At 69.5% G+C, this 15553-nt stretch carries 16 protein-coding genes; 10 read left to right on the top strand and 6 right to left on the bottom strand.

The features are described from left to right. Window positions 1-43: 43 nt before the first annotated feature. The 3 genes from gcvT to FHQ07_RS11430 all read right to left on the bottom strand — a co-directional run bounded on the left by gcvT (window position 44) and on the right by FHQ07_RS11430 (window position 2605). A complete protein-coding gene (gcvT, locus tag FHQ07_RS11440; protein WP_139716926.1) occupies window positions 44-1162 on the bottom strand; it encodes a glycine cleavage system aminomethyltransferase GcvT in 1119 nt (372 codons plus the stop codon). Window positions 1163-1243: 81 nt separating this feature from the next. Then, window positions 1244-1678, bottom strand: a complete 435-nt coding sequence (locus FHQ07_RS11435; RefSeq protein ID WP_139716925.1) for an NfeD family protein — start codon at window positions 1676-1678, stop codon at window positions 1244-1246. A 3-nt stretch (window positions 1679-1681) separates the two neighbouring features. Further along, window positions 1682-2605, bottom strand: coding sequence for an SPFH domain-containing protein (locus FHQ07_RS11430; RefSeq protein WP_139716924.1), 924 nt, complete (start codon window positions 2603-2605; stop codon window positions 1682-1684). A 106-nt stretch (window positions 2606-2711) separates the two neighbouring features. Here FHQ07_RS11430 and FHQ07_RS11425 point away from each other — a divergent pair, with 106 nt between their 5' ends. Genes FHQ07_RS11425 through FHQ07_RS11415 form a run of 3 tightly spaced genes read left to right on the top strand, consistent with a single transcriptional unit; the run spans window position 2712 to window position 5578 of the window. Beyond that, on the top strand, window positions 2712-3320 hold the full coding sequence (locus FHQ07_RS11425; protein ID WP_139716923.1) for an RNA polymerase sigma factor: 609 nt from the start codon (window positions 2712-2714) through the stop codon (window positions 3318-3320). Then, complete coding sequence (locus FHQ07_RS11420) at window positions 3313-4074, top strand: hypothetical protein (protein WP_139716922.1); 762 nt, start codon at window positions 3313-3315, stop codon at window positions 4072-4074. The genes FHQ07_RS11425 and FHQ07_RS11420 overlap by 8 nt, the downstream gene beginning before the upstream one ends. 46 nt (window positions 4075-4120) lie before the next feature. Further along, entirely contained in the window at window positions 4121-5578 is a 1458-nt protein-coding gene (locus tag FHQ07_RS11415) for a PDZ domain-containing protein (protein ID WP_168191549.1), read from the top strand. Window positions 5579-5627: 49 nt separating this feature from the next. Here the strand turns inward: FHQ07_RS11415 and FHQ07_RS11410 are convergent, their stop codons facing one another. Both FHQ07_RS11410 and FHQ07_RS11405 read right to left on the bottom strand, forming a co-directional pair. After that, window positions 5628-5825 (bottom strand): hemin uptake protein HemP, encoded by a 198-nt coding sequence (locus FHQ07_RS11410; protein WP_139716920.1) that lies wholly within the window; start codon window positions 5823-5825, stop codon window positions 5628-5630. A 60-nt stretch (window positions 5826-5885) separates the two neighbouring features. Then, window positions 5886-6845: an aldo/keto reductase gene (locus FHQ07_RS11405; RefSeq protein WP_139718043.1), complete on the bottom strand. Its 960-nt coding sequence runs from the start codon at window positions 6843-6845 to the stop codon at window positions 5886-5888. 278 nt (window positions 6846-7123) lie between these two features. Between FHQ07_RS11405 and FHQ07_RS11400 the strand changes: the two genes are divergently transcribed. The 6 genes from FHQ07_RS11400 to FHQ07_RS11375 all read left to right on the top strand — a co-directional run bounded on the left by FHQ07_RS11400 (window position 7124) and on the right by FHQ07_RS11375 (window position 12846). After that, window positions 7124-7690 carry a TMEM165/GDT1 family protein gene (locus FHQ07_RS11400; protein ID WP_240703479.1) on the top strand — a complete coding sequence of 189 codons (567 nt, stop codon included), beginning with the start codon at window positions 7124-7126 and terminating at the stop codon, window positions 7688-7690. 30 nt (window positions 7691-7720) lie between these two features. Then, on the top strand, window positions 7721-8869 hold the full coding sequence (locus FHQ07_RS11395; RefSeq protein ID WP_139716919.1) for a GGDEF domain-containing protein: 1149 nt from the start codon (window positions 7721-7723) through the stop codon (window positions 8867-8869). A 77-nt stretch (window positions 8870-8946) separates the two neighbouring features. Beyond that, on the top strand, window positions 8947-10245 hold the full coding sequence (locus FHQ07_RS11390; protein ID WP_139716918.1) for a NupC/NupG family nucleoside CNT transporter: 1299 nt from the start codon (window positions 8947-8949) through the stop codon (window positions 10243-10245). Between the two features lie 4 nt (window positions 10246-10249). Next, window positions 10250-11197, top strand: a complete 948-nt coding sequence (locus tag FHQ07_RS11385) for a ribokinase (RefSeq protein WP_139716917.1) — start codon at window positions 10250-10252, stop codon at window positions 11195-11197. 30 nt (window positions 11198-11227) lie between these two features. Then, window positions 11228-12226 carry a tRNA dihydrouridine synthase DusB gene (dusB, locus tag FHQ07_RS11380; protein ID WP_139716916.1) on the top strand — a complete coding sequence of 333 codons (999 nt, stop codon included), beginning with the start codon at window positions 11228-11230 and terminating at the stop codon, window positions 12224-12226. An 8-nt stretch (window positions 12227-12234) separates the two neighbouring features. Beyond that, a complete protein-coding gene (locus FHQ07_RS11375) occupies window positions 12235-12846 on the top strand; it encodes a hypothetical protein (RefSeq protein WP_139716915.1) in 612 nt (203 codons plus the stop codon). Window positions 12847-12961: 115 nt separating this feature from the next. Here FHQ07_RS11375 and FHQ07_RS11370 read toward each other — a convergent pair whose 3' ends face one another. Beyond that, window positions 12962-14092 carry a 1-acyl-sn-glycerol-3-phosphate acyltransferase gene (locus FHQ07_RS11370; protein ID WP_139716914.1) on the bottom strand — a complete coding sequence of 377 codons (1131 nt, stop codon included), beginning with the start codon at window positions 14090-14092 and terminating at the stop codon, window positions 12962-12964. A gap of 203 nt (window positions 14093-14295) precedes the next feature. Here FHQ07_RS11370 and metK point away from each other — a divergent pair, with 203 nt between their 5' ends. Continuing rightward, the gene (metK, locus tag FHQ07_RS11365) at window positions 14296-15528 is read left to right on the top strand and encodes a methionine adenosyltransferase (protein WP_139716913.1); all 1233 of its coding nucleotides are present in this window, start codon (window positions 14296-14298) and stop codon (window positions 15526-15528) included. The last annotated feature ends 25 nt before the right edge of the window (window positions 15529-15553 follow it).

Here is a 15553-nt window from a genome sequence, read left to right as displayed (position 1 = left end):
GGAAAGTCTAGCGAAGCTTGGGGCGGAAATTCACCTGCGGCGTTCACAGGATGCCGTCCTGCACCTTGCCTTCCCTGACGAACGGGAACTTGACCACGCGCACCGGGATTTCCTTGCCGCGGATGTCCACGCGCACGTCGCCGGGTTCGCCGGCCGGCACGCGGGCGAAGGCGATCGCCTTGCCGATGCTGGGCGAGAACGTGCCCGACAGGATCTCGCCGTCGCCGTTCGCGGTCAGCACCTTCTGGCCGTGGCGCAGCACGCCCTTCTCGTCCATCACCAGGCCGATCATCTGCCGCGGCACGCCCGCCGCCTGCTGCGCTTCCAGCGCGGCGCGGCCGATGAAGGCGCGCGGCTCCCCATCGGCATTGCCGTCCAGCGCGACGGTCCAGGCCAGCGCGGCCTCGAACGGCGAGACGGTGTCGTCCATGTCCTGGCCGTACAGGTTCATGCCGGCCTCCAGGCGCAGGGTGTCGCGCGCGCCGAGCCCGGCGGGCTTCACTCCGGCGGCGAGCAGTTCGTTCCAGAACGCGACGGTCTGCGCTTCCGGCACGATCACCTCGAAGCCGTCCTCGCCGGTGTAGCCGGTGCGGGCGACGAACACCTCGACGCCGCCGACGGTCTTTGCCTCGCGCGCGGAGAAGCGCAGCAGCTTCGATACCGGCGCGCGGTCTTCCTCGCGCAGCAGGCCAATCACCTTTTCGCGCGCGGTCGGGCCCTGCACCGCGACCATGCCGAACTCCGGGCGCTCCTTCACTTCGACGCCGAAGGCCGCAGCCTGGGCGGTGATCCACGCGAGGTCCTTGTCGCGGGTGGCGGCGTTCACCACCAGCCGGAACCAGTCCTCGGACATGAAGTAGACGATCAGGTCGTCGATCACCCCGCCCTGCGGGTTGAGCATCGCGGTGTACAGCGCCTTGCCCGGCTTCTGCAGCTTGTCGACCGAGTTGGCGACGAGGTGGCGGAGGAATTCGCGGGTGCGCGCGCCGGTCAGGTCGACCACGGTCATGTGCGAGACGTCGAACATGCCGGCGTCGCGACGCACCAGGTGGTGCTCGTCGAGTTGCGAGCCGTAGTGGATCGGCATGTCCCAGCCGCCGAAATCGACCATCTTCGCGCCGAGCGCGCGGTGGGTCTCGTTGAGTACGGTCTTGCGGGTCATCGGGCTGCCTGCCTGCGGGGGGCGGGCATTATCCCAGACGCCGCCCGCCCTACGCGCGGGTATGCGGCGCGCCCGGGCCGGTCAGGCCTGCTCGACCTGCAGGGTCATCGCATCGCCGCCGACGATCCGCACCGCCGCGCCTTCGGGCAGTTCCGGGCCGGTCACTTCCCAGTAGGCGTCGGCGATCTGCACGCGGCCACGGCCATCGACGATCGCCCGCTCCAGCGACACCACCCGCCCGACCAGCGCCGCGCTGCGACGGTTCAGCGCCGGCTGGTCGCTCTCGCGCTCGCGGCCGCGGAACCACTTGCGGTAGACCTGGATCGAGGCGAAGCCCAGCAGCACGAACGCGGCGGCCTGCGCCAGCACCGGGATCTGCACCGGCACCAGCAGCACGACCAGGAACACCGCCGCAGCGGCGAAGCCCAGCCACAGCATGAAGGCACCGGGCGCCAGCGCCTCCGCGGCGAACAGCAGCAGCGCGAACGCCGCCCATGCGAACACGTCCCAGCGCATGGCTCAGCCCCCTGCCTTCGGGCGTTCCATCGCTTCCTTGGCCAGCTCGGCGATGCCGCCCAGCGAGCCGATCACGCCCGTCGATTCCATCGGCATCATCACGAACTTCTGGTTCGGCGCCTCGGCCAGCGACTTGAACGCCTCGATGTACTTCTGCGCCACGAAGTAGTTGATCGCCTGCACGTTGCCGCCGGAGATCGCGTCGGAGACCAGTTGCGTCGCCTTGGCTTCGGCCTCGGCCAGGCGCTCGCGCGCCTCGGCGGCGCGGAACGCGGCTTCCTTGCTGCCCTCGGCTTCCAGGATCACCGACTGCTTCTCGCCCTCGGCCTTGAGGATCGCGGCCTGGCGGAAGCCCTCGGCCTCGAGGATGTTGGCGCGCTTCTCGCGTTCGGCCTTCATCTGCCGCGCCATCGAATCGACCAGGTCGCGCGGCGGCTGGATGTCCTTCAGTTCGATGCGGTTGACCTTCAACCCCCACGGATGGGTGGCCTGGTCGACCGCGACCAGCACCTTGGCGTTGATCTCGTCGCGCTTGGACAGCGACTCGTCCAGGTCCATCGAGCCGATCGCGGTGCGGATGTTGGTCATCACCAGGTTGAGGATGGCGACTTCCAGCTGGGCGACCTCGTAGGCCGCCTTGGCCGCGTCCAGCACCTGGAAGAACACGATGCCGTCGACCTTGACCACCGCGTTGTCCTTGGTGATCACGTCCTGGCTGGGGACGTCGAGCACCTGCTCCATCATGTTGATCTTGCGGCCGACGCCGTACACCACCGGCATCAGGAAGTGCAGGCCGGGGCTCATGGTGTGGGTGTACTTGCCGAAGCGCTCCACCGTCCATTCGTAACCCTGCGGCACCATGCGCACGGTCTTGAACAGGATCACGATGCCGGCGAACAGCACGACCAGCGCGAGTATCGAGCCCATGGAACGTCCTCCCCGAAGAATGGGTCGAGTATAGGCACGCCCGCCGGCGGACGATATTCCACACCCGCTGCGACCCTTTCCCGCGTTGCGGCATCCAGACAGGTACATGGCCACCGGTTCGAGCTTCGCGATCGACGTCCCGCCATCCCTGCTCGCCCGTGCGCGGGCCGGGGAGCGGGCCGCGTTCGAGCAGCTCTACCGCCGCTTCGAGCGGCCTGTGTTCACCCTGGCGCTGCGCATCTGCGGCAGCCGCAACGAGGCCGACGAGGTCCTGCAGGAGACGATGTTGAAACTGTGGTCGGGCATCGGCGGATTCCGCGGCGACGGCGGCAGCCCGTTCTGGGGCTGGCTGCGCCAGGTCGCGGTGAACGAGGCATTGCAGCGGCTGCGCCGCGAACGCCGGCTGGCATCGGAACTGGACGGCGTCGATGCCGATGCGACCGCCGAAGACCGCGCGCCGCCGCCACCGGCCGCCGCCGACGCCGCCCTGCTGCAACGCGCCCTGGGCGAGTTGCCGGACGCCACCCGCAGCGTGCTCTGGCTGTACCACGGCGAGGGCTACACCCATGAGGAGATCGCCGCGGCGATGCAGCGCAGCGTGAGCTTCAGCAAATCGCAACTCGCGCGCGGAACCCGCCGCCTGCGGGTGCTGTTGCAGGTGCCGGAACCGGTCGCTTCAACGCATGCCTACAAGAAGGAGCAGGCCCATGCCTGATGCCGGCGACTTCGAGCGCGCCACCGACAGCGGCTGGGGCGACGCCTTCGCCGCCCTGCCGCAGGAAGCGCCGGAGCCAGGCGGCTGGCAACGCGTGCAGGCGCGGCTGCCCGTGCCGGCAGCACGCACGCGCACGCGCTGGCCACTGTGGCTGGCGAGCGCGGCATCGCTGCTGCTCGCCGTCGCGATTCCCTTGCGGATGCTGCCGTCGGCGCAACCTGGGGGCGCCACCGCCGCATCCGTGCCGCGGACTTCGGCCACGCCGGCATCGATCGAGCGCCCGGCTGCCGCGACCAGGCCGGCAACTCCCGCGGTTGCCGGCGATGCCCACCCCGATCTGGCGGCAACGGACGCCCATCCCGGCCGCCCGACCCGCATGCCATCGCCGCCACGCCCGGCTCGCGCGAGCGCGCCAGCGGCCGATGCGGCGCGCATCGCGGCCAGCGGCGCCGCGGCGCATGCCGACCTGGAACCGCTGTACGCGCAGTCCGCGCAACTGGAAAGCCTGCTGGCGCTGGCCCGCGACGAGCGCGTCGCCAGCGGCGCCAGCGCCGCGTTGAGCGACGCGCTGGATACCCGGGTCGCCGCCATCGACGCCACCCTGATCCAGCCCGGGCTCAGCGACGCGCAACGCGCCGACCTCTGGAGCCAGCGCGTGGATGCGCTGCAGCAGCTGGTCGGGATCGAAACCACCAACCGTTTGTATGCCGCGCGCGGCCAGCGCTACGACGCCGCGCTGGTCAGCATCGACTGACGCCAGCCGAACGCCCCATCACCCGCACCATCGCCACGAGGCCCGCATGAACATCCCGAACAAAAGCAGCTCAATCAAGCCAACCGCGCTTGCGCTGGCACTTGGCCTGGCCGTGGCCGGCGCCGCCATCGCCCAGACCGCGCCGACGCCGGCGCAACAGAAGGAACTCGACGAAGCCCGCGCCGAGCTGGACAAGGCCGCGCAGCGCTTCGCCGAACTGCACCGCAGGTACGGCGGCGCCGACGCACCGGTCCGGATCGAGAAGCGCGTGTTGCGCAAGCCGGTGATCGGCGTGCTGCTCGCCCCCGATGAAGGATCCGGCGTGCGCATCGCCGGGGTCACCCCGGACAGCGCCGCCGCCGCTGGCGGGCTGAAGGGCGGCGACCGCATCGTCAGCATCGACGGCAAGGCGCTCGCGGCCACCAGCGGCGCGGCGCGCGTCGACGAAGTGCGCGAGCGGCTGGCCGCGCTGGATGCGAAGACTCCGGTGAAGCTGGGCTACGAACGCGACGGCAAGATCCAGGTGGTGGCGTTGACGCCCAGGGTCGGCGACCGCCTGATGGTCTTGCCCGGTCTCGGCGATGCGCCGGACTTCGCGGGCGACGTGCGCATCATCGAAGGCCCAGGAGGCCGCATCGACATCGATGCCGAGCGGATCGAAGGCATGCCGCCGCGCGGGGAACGCCGCATGCGCATCGCCGCCCCCGGCGGCAAGGACCGCGCCGACTGGGTGATGGTCGCGCCGGACGTGCGCACCGAAGTGATCCGCCTGGGCAGCGACTGCAAGGGCGAGGACTGCAAGCTGCCGGTGCTGGCCGAGGCCTTCCGCTGGAACGGCCTGAACCTGGCCTCGGTGGATGCCGGGCTGGGCCGTTATTTCGGCAGCGACCATGGCGTGCTGGTATTGAGCGCCGGCAAGGATCTGGATGGCCTGCAGGCCGGCGACGTGATCCTGCAGATCGCCGGCAAGCCGGTAGGCAATCCGCGCGAGGCGATGGAGCTGCTGCGCGCGCAGCCTGCCGACACCAAGGTGGCGGTGGAGTACCTGCGCGACCGCAACCGCGCCACCGCGCAAGTCAACGTGCCGAAGGCGTTGCCGTTCTCGCTGCCGCGGGTGGCGATGGCGCCGCACGCACCCGGCATGCCGGGCGCCATCGAGCGCCGCAAGATGGTGCTGGTCGACAAGGACGGCAAGGCGCAGGTGTGGAACGACGACGGCAAGCCACCGCCGGCCTGGGTGCAGGCGATGCCGAAGGACGGCCAGCGCATCGAGAAGCGCAAGTACGTGATGGTCGACAAGGACGGCAAGCGCCGCGAGTGGGAGGGCGATGCCGGCGATGCGCCGCCGGCCTGGGTGCAGGCGATGCCGAAGGACGGCCAGCGCATCGAGCAGCGCGTGCAGGTGATCGTGGACGACAAGGGCAACAAGACCGTGATCGGGGACGACGGACTCCCGCCACCGCCACCGATTCCGGCCCCGCCTCCGCCGCCGAAGGTCGACTGACCACGAACCACGAAGCCCCGCGATGCGGGGCTTCTGTTTGTCGCAACCGTTATTTGGTCAGGATCAACTTGTCGTTGCGGGTGTGGCGCAGGCGATAGGTTTCGTTGCCGTGGCGGATCAGCACTTCGCTGCGCCCTTGCAGCAGGCGCTGGCTGTCCACGGCACTTCCGGCAGGCGCCGCAACCGGCGCAGCCGGCTGCATGGAAGGCAGCGAAATGCGCGGGCGGTGCTGGACGATCACGGACATGGCGGCGCTCCTGTGGCGTTCGGCATTGATGATAATGATTCTCATTATCTAGTCAAGCAGTCACGCCACGGATTGCGCCACCCGCTCCCAGAGCGCATCGTCGAATCGCCGCGTGGCCTCCAGCGCCTCGAAGTTCTGCAGCAACTGCGACAGTTTCGACGCGCCCAGCATCACCGTCGACACGTTCGGGTTGCGCAGGCACCAGGCGATCGCCAGCGTGGATGGCGCCACGCCGAGTTCCGCCGCCAACGCGGCGTACCGCCGCAGCGCATCGATGCGCTCGCCGCGCAGGCCGCGCTGCAGCCAGGTCAGGCCTTCCTGCGCCAACCGCGAATCGGCCGGGATGCCGTCGTTGTACTTGCCGGTCAGCAGGCCGGAGGCCAGCGGCGAGAAGATCGTCGTGCCCATGCCGTAGTCGGCGTACAGCGGCGCGTATTCGGTTTCCACGCGCGCGCGGTCCAGCAGGTTGTACTGCGGCTGCTCCATGCTCGGCGCGACCAGGTTGTGCGCCCGGGCGACGCGATGCGCCTCGCGGATCTCGTCGGCACTCCATTCGGAGGTGCCCCAGTACAGCACCTTGCCTTGCCGGACCAGTCCGTCCATCGCCCACACGGTTTCCGCGATCGGCGTTTCGGGATCGGGGCGGTGGCAGAAATACAGGTCGAGGTAGTCCACCCGCAGCCGCTTCAGCGCGGCATGGCAGGCATCGTGCACATGCTTGCGCGACAGGCCTTTCTGCGTTGGCCGCGGATCGACCGCCGAACCGAAGAACACCTTGCTCGACACGCACCAGCCATCGCGCGGCAGGCGCAGGTCGGCCAGCACGTCGCCCATCACCTTCTCCGCCTCGCCGTTGGCATAGCCCTCGGCGTTGTCGAAGAAGTTGATGCCGTGGTCCCAGGCCGCGGCGATCATCTCGCGCGCGGCGCCGCGCCCGACCTGGTTGCCGAAGGTGACCCAGGCGCCGAACGACAGCGCGGACAGTTGCAGGCCGGAACTTCCGAGGCGGCGGTATTGCATGGCGATGCCCATCATGACGATGCGCGCATTCTAGGCATGCGCGATGCGGCCCCGGCCGCGCATACGTTTACAATAGGCACACCCCTCCTCCGGGGAGTAGCCCGCCGCGGTGCGATGTCGCGGCCCGCGCGTCAACACACTTGGTCGGCAGGCCATGGCGCGCGATTCCGGCCTTGCTGCCGGCAGGGCAAGACCGAAGGCAGGCGCCGCGCACCCGGCCGGGCGACGCGGCGTTTGCTTTCGCGTCGAACCACACCACGCCCGGCCCCGGAGTTCCCATGTTGGATGCACTGCTCGTCTCCGCCGGCACCGTGGCGCTCGCCGAGATCGGCGACAAGACCCAGTTGCTGGCCCTGCTGCTGGCCGCGCGCTTCCGCAAGCCGCTGCCGATCATCGCCGGGATCCTGGTCGCCACCCTGCTCAACCATGCGCTGGCGGCGTGGGTCGGCCAGCTGGCCGCGAGCTGGCTGACCCCGCAGACGCTGCGCTGGATCGTCGCCGCCAGCTTCATCGGCATCGCGCTGTGGACGCTCAAGCCGGACAAGCTCGATGAGGGCGAGACGCTGCCGGCGCACGGCGCCTTCATCGCGACGACGATCGCGTTCTTCATCGCCGAGATCGGCGACAAGACCCAGGTCGCCACCGTGCTGCTGGCGGCGAAGTACCCGTCGCTGTTGCAAGTGGTGGCCGGCACCACCCTCGGCATGCTGCTGGCGAACGTGCCGGTGGTCGCGCTGGGCAGCCGCTTCGCCGCGAAATTGCCGCTGAAGGCGGCGCGGATTGCCGCGGCCTGCGTGTTCCTGGCGCTTGGCCTGTGGGCGGCGCTTGCCGGCATAGGCCAATGATGCCGCGCCGGCGCGCTATGCTGCGCGGGCATGGGGGCGAACATCACTGACGCGACTTCCGGTCTGCGCAATTTCCTGCGGCGCCTGCTGGCGCGGCCGGATGCGCTGATGCTGGAACTCGGCGCCGGCGGCGAACTGCTGGTGTCGCAGATGCGCGCGGTGCTGTCGATGCTGTTGCTGTTGCTGCCGTTGATCAACGTGCTGGGCGGCGGCAAGCTCGAGGAATCGATGATCGGCCTGCTCGGCGCGGTGTTCGCCATCGTCATGTCGCAGGTCTGGCTGGCGTTGGCGCGGCAGCGCGGCCGCTACCGCTGGCTGCCCTGGGTGACCGCCACCTACGACGTCACCAGCACCACCCTGGTGCTGGCGCTGCTGGCCTGGAGTTCGCCGGTCATCGGCCTCAACAGCATGGTGGTGTGGGCGTTCTACCTGGTCGGGATCTGCATGACCGCGCTGCGCAACGACGGCCGCCTGACCCTGTACACCGGCATGCTGGCGGTGCTGCAGTACGGGTTGCTGTCGGCGTGCATCTTCGCGCTGGTGGACAGCCCGGACCAGCTGGCCTCGATCGACTACGGCACCGCCACGCCCGGCAACCAGGTGCAGCGGTTGGTGCTGATGGCGATGGTCACCGGCATCGCCGCGACCATCGTGTACCGCATGCAGCGGCTGGTGGACATGTCCGGCACCGACGGCCTGACCGGGCTGCCCAACCGCACCTGGCTGGTGCACCACTTCCCGACCATGCTCGACGCCACCCGCGGCCAGGGCGGTTCGCTCTCGGTCTGCCTGATCGACCTGGACTACTTCAAGCGGATCAACGACGAAGTCGGCCATCTCGCCGGCGACCGCGCCTTGCGCCACGTGGTCGATGCGCTGAACCAGAAGATGGAGGACGGCGACTGGCTGGCGCGGCTGGGCGGCGAGGAATTCGCCCTGCTGCTGCCGCGGCCGATCGGCCGCGCCTGGGAGCGGCTGGAAACCATGCGCCGGGCGGTGGCCTCGCAACCGTTCTCGCCCGAGCACGGCGCGGAACCGATGCGGCTGACCTTCAGCGCCGGCATCGCCAGCTGGCCGCAGGACGGCGCCGACCTCTCGCAACTGCTGCGCCGGGCCGACCTGCGCCTGCGCCACGCCAAGCAGGAAGGCCGCAACCGGGTGCTGGCGCGCGATCCCTGAACCGCCGCGCTTGCCGGGTCGCGGGGCCTGACCTACCCTGCACCCACTCTTATATGTAAATGCAGGCGGGGATTCGGATGGAAGCTCTCGGGCGGATCGGCTTCGGCCTGTTCGGCCTTGCGGTGCTGCTCGGCATCGCATGGCTGTTTTCCAGCAACAAGCGCGCGGTCGACTGGAAGCTGGTCGCCACCGGCGTGACCCTGCAGGTCGGCTTCGCCGCATTGGTGTTGCTGGTTCCCGGCGGGCGCGAAGTGTTCGATGCGCTGGGCCGCGGCTTCGTCAAGATCCTCAGCTTCGTCGCCGCGGGCTCGAACTTCATCTTCGGCAGCCTGATGGACACCAGCAAGTTCGGTTTCATCTTCGCTTTCCAGGTATTGCCGACCATCATCTTCTTCGCCGCGCTGATGGGCGTGCTGTACCACCTCGGGGTGATGCAGTTCGTCGTCCGCATCATGGCGTGGGCGATCACCAAGGTGATGCGGGTGTCCGGCGCCGAGACCACCAGCGTCTGCGCCAGCGTGTTCATCGGCCAGACCGAGGCGCCGCTGACGGTGCGCCCGTACATCGCGCGGATGACCAATTCCGAGCTGATCACGATGATGATCGGCGGCATGGCGCACATCGCCGGCGGCGTGCTCGCCGCGTATGTCGGCATGCTCGGCGGCGGCGATCCGGAGCAGCAGGCGTTCTACGCCAAGCACCTGCTGGCCGCCTCGATCATGGCCGCGCCGGCGACGCTGGTGGTCGCCAAGCTGCTGATCCCGGAAACCGGCGAACCGCTGACCCGCGGCACGGTGAAGATGGAAGTCGAGAAGACCGCCAGCAACATCATCGACGCCGCGGCCGGCGGCGCGGCGGACGGCCTCAAGCTGTCGCTCAACATCGCCGCCATGCTGCTGGCCTTCATCGCCCTGATCGCGATGTTCAACGCACCGCTGACCTGGTTCGGCGAAGTCAGCGGCCTGCAGGCCATGCTGGGCAAGCCCACCGACCTCGCCGCGATCTTCGGCTGGGTGCTGGCGCCGCTGGCCTGGGTGATCGGCGTGCCGTGGCAGGACGCGAGCACGGTCGGTTCGCTGATCGGGCAGAAGGTGGTGATCAACGAATTCGTCGCCTACCTGCAGCTGGCCGACATCGTCAACGGCAAGGTCGCCGGGGTGGCGCTGACCGACCAGGGCCGGCTGATCGCGACCTACGCGCTGTGCGGCTTCGCCAACTTCAGCTCGATCGCCATCCAGATCGGCGGCATCGGCGGGCTTGCCCCGGAACGCCGCGGCGACCTGGCCAAGTTCGGCCTGCGCGCGGTGCTCGGCGGCTCGATCGCCACCTTCATGACCGCGACCATCGCCGGCGTGCTGAGCTCGTTCGGCGGCTGACCCGATGCCCCGCGTCGCCATCGTCGGTTCGTTCAACGTCGACCACGTCTGGCGGGTGGCCTCGTTGCCGCAACCCGGCGCGACGCTAAGCGGCGAGTACATGTCCGGCCCGGGCGGCAAGGGCTTCAACCAGGCGATGGCCGCGCGCCGCGCCGGCGCCGATGCCAGCTTCATCTGCGCGCTCGGCGGCGACCTCGGCGCGCAACTCGCGCGCTCGCTGTGCACGGCCGAAGGCATCGACCTGCGCGATGCCGAAAGCAGCGCGCCCACCGGCACCGCCGGGATCTACGTGGACGCCGCCGGCCGCAACTGCATCGTGATCGGCGCCGGCGCGAACGCCGCGCTGGAAACCGGCTTCGTCGCCTGCGCGCTGGACGAACTCGACGACATGGCGGTCGTGCTGGTGCAGCTGGAATCGCCATCGGAGGCCATCGCCTGCGCGCTGGGACATGGCCGTGCCACGGGCGCGACCACGATCCTCAACCCCGCCCCGGCCAATGCCGCGGTCGCGGGCTACCTGCTCGAGCTCGCCGACATCCTGACCCCGAACGAAACCGAATTCGCCGCGCTGCTCGGCCGCCACGTCGGCGAGCGGATCGAGGCCGACGCGGTCGGCAACCTCGACCAGGGCCGCCTGCATGCGTTGTGCCGCCAGCTCGGCCACCGCAGCACGGTGATCGTGACCATGGGCGCGAGCGGGTGCTTCGTCTCGCACCCGGAAGCGAACCTGCGCGGCGACGAAACCGCCTGCTACCGCATCGCCGCCGAAGCGGTGAGCGTGGTCGACACCACCGGCGCCGGCGATGCCTTCAACGGCGCGCTGGCGGCCTCGCTGGCGCAACGCCGCGATGCCGCGTTCGCGGAGCACGTGCGCTTCGCCGGCCGCTACGCCAGCCTGTCCACCGAGACCAAGGGCGCCGCGCTGGCGATGCCGCGCCTCGCCGTTTCCTGAGGCTTCCGGCGCGCGCCGTACAATGCGCGCATGCAGATCGGGCCGCATCGCATCCAGCCGAAGGTGATCCTCGCGCCCATGGCGGGCGTGACCGACAAGCCGTTCCGGCTGCTGTGCAAGCGGCTGGGCGCGGGCCTGGCGGTCTCGGAAATGACGATCTCCGATCCGCGCTTCTGGAACACCGCGAAGTCGCTGCACCGGATGGATCATGCCGGCGAGCCGGACCCGGTCAGCGTGCAGATCGCCGGCACCGTGCCGGCCATCATGGCCGAGGCCGCGCGCCACAACGTCGGGCATGGCGCGCAGCTGATCGACATCAACATGGGTTGCCCGGCGAAGAAGGTCTGCAACGCGTGGGCGGGATCGGCGCTGATGCGCGAACCGCTGCTGGTGGCGCGCATCGTCGAGGCGGTGGTCAAGGCCGTCGACGTGCCGGTGACGCTGAAGATCCGCACCGGCTGGGATGCGGACAACAGGAATGCGCCCGAGATCGCCCGCATCGCCGAGGACGCCGGCATCGCCGCGCTGGCCGTGCACGGCCGCACCCGCGACCAGCAATACAGCGGCGTCGCCGAGTACCGGACCATCGCCGCGATCAAGGCGATGCTGCGGATCCCGGTGATCGCCAACGGCGACATCGATTCTCCGGCGAAGGCGAAGCAGGTGCTCGATGCCACCGGCTGCGACGCGGTGATGATCGGCCGCGCCGCGCAGGGACGGCCGTGGATCTTCGGCCAGGTCGCGCATTTCCTCGCCGGCGGCGAACTGCTGCCGGAACCGGAAACGGCCGAAGTGCGCGACATCCTGCTCGCCCACCTGGAACACCTGCATGCGTTCTACGGCGAAACCTCGGGCGTCCGCATCGCGCGCAAGCACCTGGGCTGGTACGCGAAGGACCGCCCGGAAAATGCCGCATTCCGCGACGTCGTCAACCGCGCGCAAAGCGCGGAAGAGCAGTTGCGCCTGACCCGCGACTATTTCGACGCGCTTGCCGCGGGCGTGGCGCCGGGGATCGCTGCTGCGGCCTGAGAAACGCCTTGCCGGGCACGCCGCCCAATCCCGCCAAGGTCCGCATGCAATGCCGTTGGTCGCTGTTACCAGAAGCACTGGCTGCATCCGCAGCACGCGCCGATCATCCTCGGCGGATGCACGCCGCGCAGGTGCATGGCGGACGCGCCATCCTCCCCCCAACCAGGAGGTACGTGTCGATGAAACTTTCTTCATTCGCATTGGCGCTGCTGTCCGTAGCGGCCACACCCGCCTTCGCCGCTACCGCGGCGGATCCGCAAGAAACCGACCTGCAACCGGTCCGCGCCGAGATCGAAACGGCCGCGCCGATCGGCGGTTACGACGCATTGAAGCTGCTCGCACTGGAAACCGACGTGACCGCGCGCGATGTGCGCCTGGTGCTGGCCACCGAAGCCAGGAACGAACGCTATGACGTCCGCTTCCAGCGCGACATGGCGCGCCGCTTCGCGGCTTCGCTCGGCCCCGCGCGCTATTCGGACCTGATCGCCGGCCGCCCGATCGCGCTGCATTCGCCGGCCGTGCTGGAAGCGGCGCGCAACATGACGGCGGCAACGGGCGATGCAGGCCGCGGTTCGCAGCCGGCCACGCTGGTCGCGATGGTGGCGCTCGCGCGTCCGTGAGCCGCCAGCGGCAACACCACTCCGGCCGACGCCGTCCGGGCTGGATCGGGCGGCGTCGGCAACGGGGACGAACCGCGGTCGAGCAACAGCCGGCGACCGCGGCCATCCGGCCGGATCACGCCGCGCGTGGCAGCAGCGCGTCCGCCAGCAGGCGCAGGCGGGAGGGAATCCCGGCCAGCACTTCGCCGCCATGCACGAGCAGGCTCAGGCTGCCATCCGCTTCCTCGACCAGCGCGCTCAGGCTCTCCACCCAGTCGCCGTCGTCGGCATAGACCAGCCCGTCGCGCAGCAGCGGCGCATCGGCGGCCAGCGTGCCGACGCGGATCTGCTTGCCGTCGCTGGTCGCGCCCAGCGAACGCATCGCTGCGATGCCGGCGCGCACCGCGGCGGGATCGACTGCGTCGGCAATCGGTTCCGGACCGGCGTCGATGGCCGGCATCGCACGTTCGCGGCGCGTGCCGAGCGCGTACAACTCGCCACGGATGTCGCGCAGCAGGGCATCGCCATCGACATCGGTAGGCACCTTGCGCACGCTGCCGACGCACAACGAAATCCCGCGCGCACGTCGGGCGAACACCTCGCGCGCCAGCAGCGCGGTGCCGGCGGGCTTGAACAACGCCGAGGCGCCATAGAACAGCGCCGAGTTGCGCGCCTGGATCCGTACCGGCAGCACCGGCGCATGGCAGGCGCGCGCGAAGCGCAGGAAGCCGCGCCGCCAGCGGGTATCGCGCACGCCGCGCGGCCCGAGCCGCGACACTTCGCCGGCCGGGAACACGATCACGCATTCGCCGCGCGCCAGCGCCGCATCCACCGCGCGCAGGCTGTCCGCGCTGGGCCGCCCGCCGAGGATGCGCACCGGCAGCAGCAACTCGCCGATGTTGTCCAGCGCCAAGAGGACATCGTTGGCGACGATGCGCACGTCGCGCCGCACCTTGCCGACGGCATCGAGCAAGGCCAGCGCATCCAGCGCGCCGCCGGGATGGTTGGCGACGACCAGCAGGCGGCCGCTCGCGGGAATCCGCGCCAGCGCGGCTGCGTCCACCGTGTAGCGGGCACCGAGGAATTGCAGCGCCGCCGCGACGAAGGCGAAGCCGCGCACATGGCGATTGGCGGCCAGGAAGGCGTCGATCACGTCCAGCCGCGACCAGCGCTCGATCCCGCGCAGCAGCGGCCGGGCGATGGCGGCGCGACGGCCGCGGAACCAGTGCGGGAAGCGCTGCTGCAGGCGTCGTTCGAGCTGGATCATCGGGGCATGGCGTGCCGGGTTGGCCGCCAGCCTGCGCGGCCCGCGCGACAGCCCGGTTGCGCCCGGATTGCGCGTGGATGACAGCTCCCGCTTAACGCCAGATCAACACCGCTGGACGCCGTTATGGCGCAAGATGCACGCCTGCCCGCAAGCCTGTATCATGCGCGGCCATCTTTTCATCCGAATACAAGGATATAAAGCCGATGTCCAGCTATCTCTTCACCTCCGAATCGGTCTCCGAAGGCCATCCGGACAAGATCGCCGACCAGATCTCGGACGCGGTCCTCGACGCCATCCTGGCGCAGGACAAGCGCGCCCGCGTGGCCTGCGAAACCATGGTGAAGACCGGCGCCGCGATCGTCGCCGGCGAAGTCACCACCTCCGCGTGGGTGGACATCGAGTCGCTGGCGCGCAACGTCATCAACGGCATCGGCTACGACAATTCCAACGTCGGCTTCGACGGCCACACCTGCGCCATCATCAACATGCTGGGCAAGCAGTCGCCGGACATCGCCGCCGGCGTGGACGGCAGCAAGAAGAAGGCCAAGAAGCCGGAAGAAATGGGCGCGGGCGACCAGGGCCTGATGTTCGGCTACGCCTGCGACGAAGCCCCGGAATTCATGCCGGCGCCGCTGTACTACAGCCACCGCCTGGTCGAGCAGCAGGCCAAGGTGCGCAAGAACGGCAAGCTGAAGTGGCTGCGCCCGGACGCGAAGTCGCAAGTCACCCTGCGCTACACCGAGAGCGGCCACCAGATCGAAGGCCTGGACGCGGTGGTGCTGTCGACCCAGCACGACCCGGACATCAAGCAGAAGGACCTGATCGAGGCGGTGCGCGAGCACATCCTCAAGCCGGTGCTGCCGAAGAAGTGGTACGAGTCGCTGCCGAAGAACAAGGTGCACATCAACCCGACCGGCATCTTCGTGATCGGCGGCCCGGTGGGCGACTGCGGCCTGACCGGCCGCAAGATCATCGTCGACAGCTACGGCGGCATGGCCCGCCACGGCGGCGGCGCGTTCTCCGGCAAGGATCCGTCCAAGGTCGACCGTTCGGCCGCCTATGCCGCGCGCTACGTGGCCAAGAACATCGTCGCCGCGGGCCTGGCGTCCAAGTGCGAAGTGCAGGTCAGCTATGCGATCGGCGTGGCCGAACCGACTTCGATCTCGGTCACCACCTTCGGCACCGGCAAGATCCCGGACGCGCAGATCGAGAAGCTGATTCGCGCCAACTTCGACCTGCGCCCGTACGGCATCATCAAGATGCTCGACCTGATCCACCCGATCTACCAGCAGACCGCCGCCTACGGCCACTTCGGCCGCAAGCCGAAGGAAGTCAGCTACACCGACGGCGCCGGCAAGCAGCAGACCGCCACCGCCTTCTCCTGGGAGAAGACCGACAAGGCCGACGACCTGCGCAAGGCCGCGAAGCTGAAGTAAGCGATACGAAATCGGGCGCGCGGTG

Source organism: Thermomonas aquatica, from assembly GCF_006337105.1.
In the GTDB taxonomy this organism is placed as follows: Bacteria; Pseudomonadota; Gammaproteobacteria; order Xanthomonadales; family Xanthomonadaceae; genus Thermomonas; species Thermomonas aquatica.
This window is presented reverse-complemented; position numbering and strand designations above follow the sequence as displayed.

Excerpts from the sequence above, each read along its gene's own strand:
- gcvT (WP_139716926.1), bottom strand. The coding sequence starts at position 1,162 with ATGACCCGCAAGACCGTACTCAACGAGACCCACCGCGCGCTCGGCGCG.
- FHQ07_RS11435 (WP_139716925.1), bottom strand. The coding sequence starts at position 1,678 with ATGCGCTGGGACGTGTTCGCATGGGCGGCGTTCGCGCTGCTGCTGTTC.
- FHQ07_RS11430 (WP_139716924.1), bottom strand. The coding sequence starts at position 2,605 with ATGGGCTCGATACTCGCGCTGGTCGTGCTGTTCGCCGGCATCGTGATC.
- FHQ07_RS11425 (WP_139716923.1), top strand. The coding sequence starts at position 2,712 with ATGGCCACCGGTTCGAGCTTCGCGATCGACGTCCCGCCATCCCTGCTC.
- FHQ07_RS11420 (WP_139716922.1), top strand. The coding sequence starts at position 3,313 with ATGCCTGATGCCGGCGACTTCGAGCGCGCCACCGACAGCGGCTGGGGC.
- FHQ07_RS11415 (WP_168191549.1), top strand. The coding sequence starts at position 4,121 with ATGAACATCCCGAACAAAAGCAGCTCAATCAAGCCAACCGCGCTTGCG.
- FHQ07_RS11410 (WP_139716920.1), bottom strand. The coding sequence starts at position 5,825 with ATGTCCGTGATCGTCCAGCACCGCCCGCGCATTTCGCTGCCTTCCATG.
- FHQ07_RS11405 (WP_139718043.1), bottom strand. The coding sequence starts at position 6,845 with ATGCAATACCGCCGCCTCGGAAGTTCCGGCCTGCAACTGTCCGCGCTG.
- FHQ07_RS11400 (WP_240703479.1), top strand. The coding sequence starts at position 7,124 with ATGTTGGATGCACTGCTCGTCTCCGCCGGCACCGTGGCGCTCGCCGAG.
- FHQ07_RS11395 (WP_139716919.1), top strand. The coding sequence starts at position 7,721 with ATGGGGGCGAACATCACTGACGCGACTTCCGGTCTGCGCAATTTCCTG.
- FHQ07_RS11390 (WP_139716918.1), top strand. The coding sequence starts at position 8,947 with ATGGAAGCTCTCGGGCGGATCGGCTTCGGCCTGTTCGGCCTTGCGGTG.
- FHQ07_RS11385 (WP_139716917.1), top strand. The coding sequence starts at position 10,250 with ATGCCCCGCGTCGCCATCGTCGGTTCGTTCAACGTCGACCACGTCTGG.
- dusB (WP_139716916.1), top strand. The coding sequence starts at position 11,228 with ATGCAGATCGGGCCGCATCGCATCCAGCCGAAGGTGATCCTCGCGCCC.
- FHQ07_RS11370 (WP_139716914.1), bottom strand. The coding sequence starts at position 14,092 with ATGATCCAGCTCGAACGACGCCTGCAGCAGCGCTTCCCGCACTGGTTC.
- metK (WP_139716913.1), top strand. The coding sequence starts at position 14,296 with ATGTCCAGCTATCTCTTCACCTCCGAATCGGTCTCCGAAGGCCATCCG.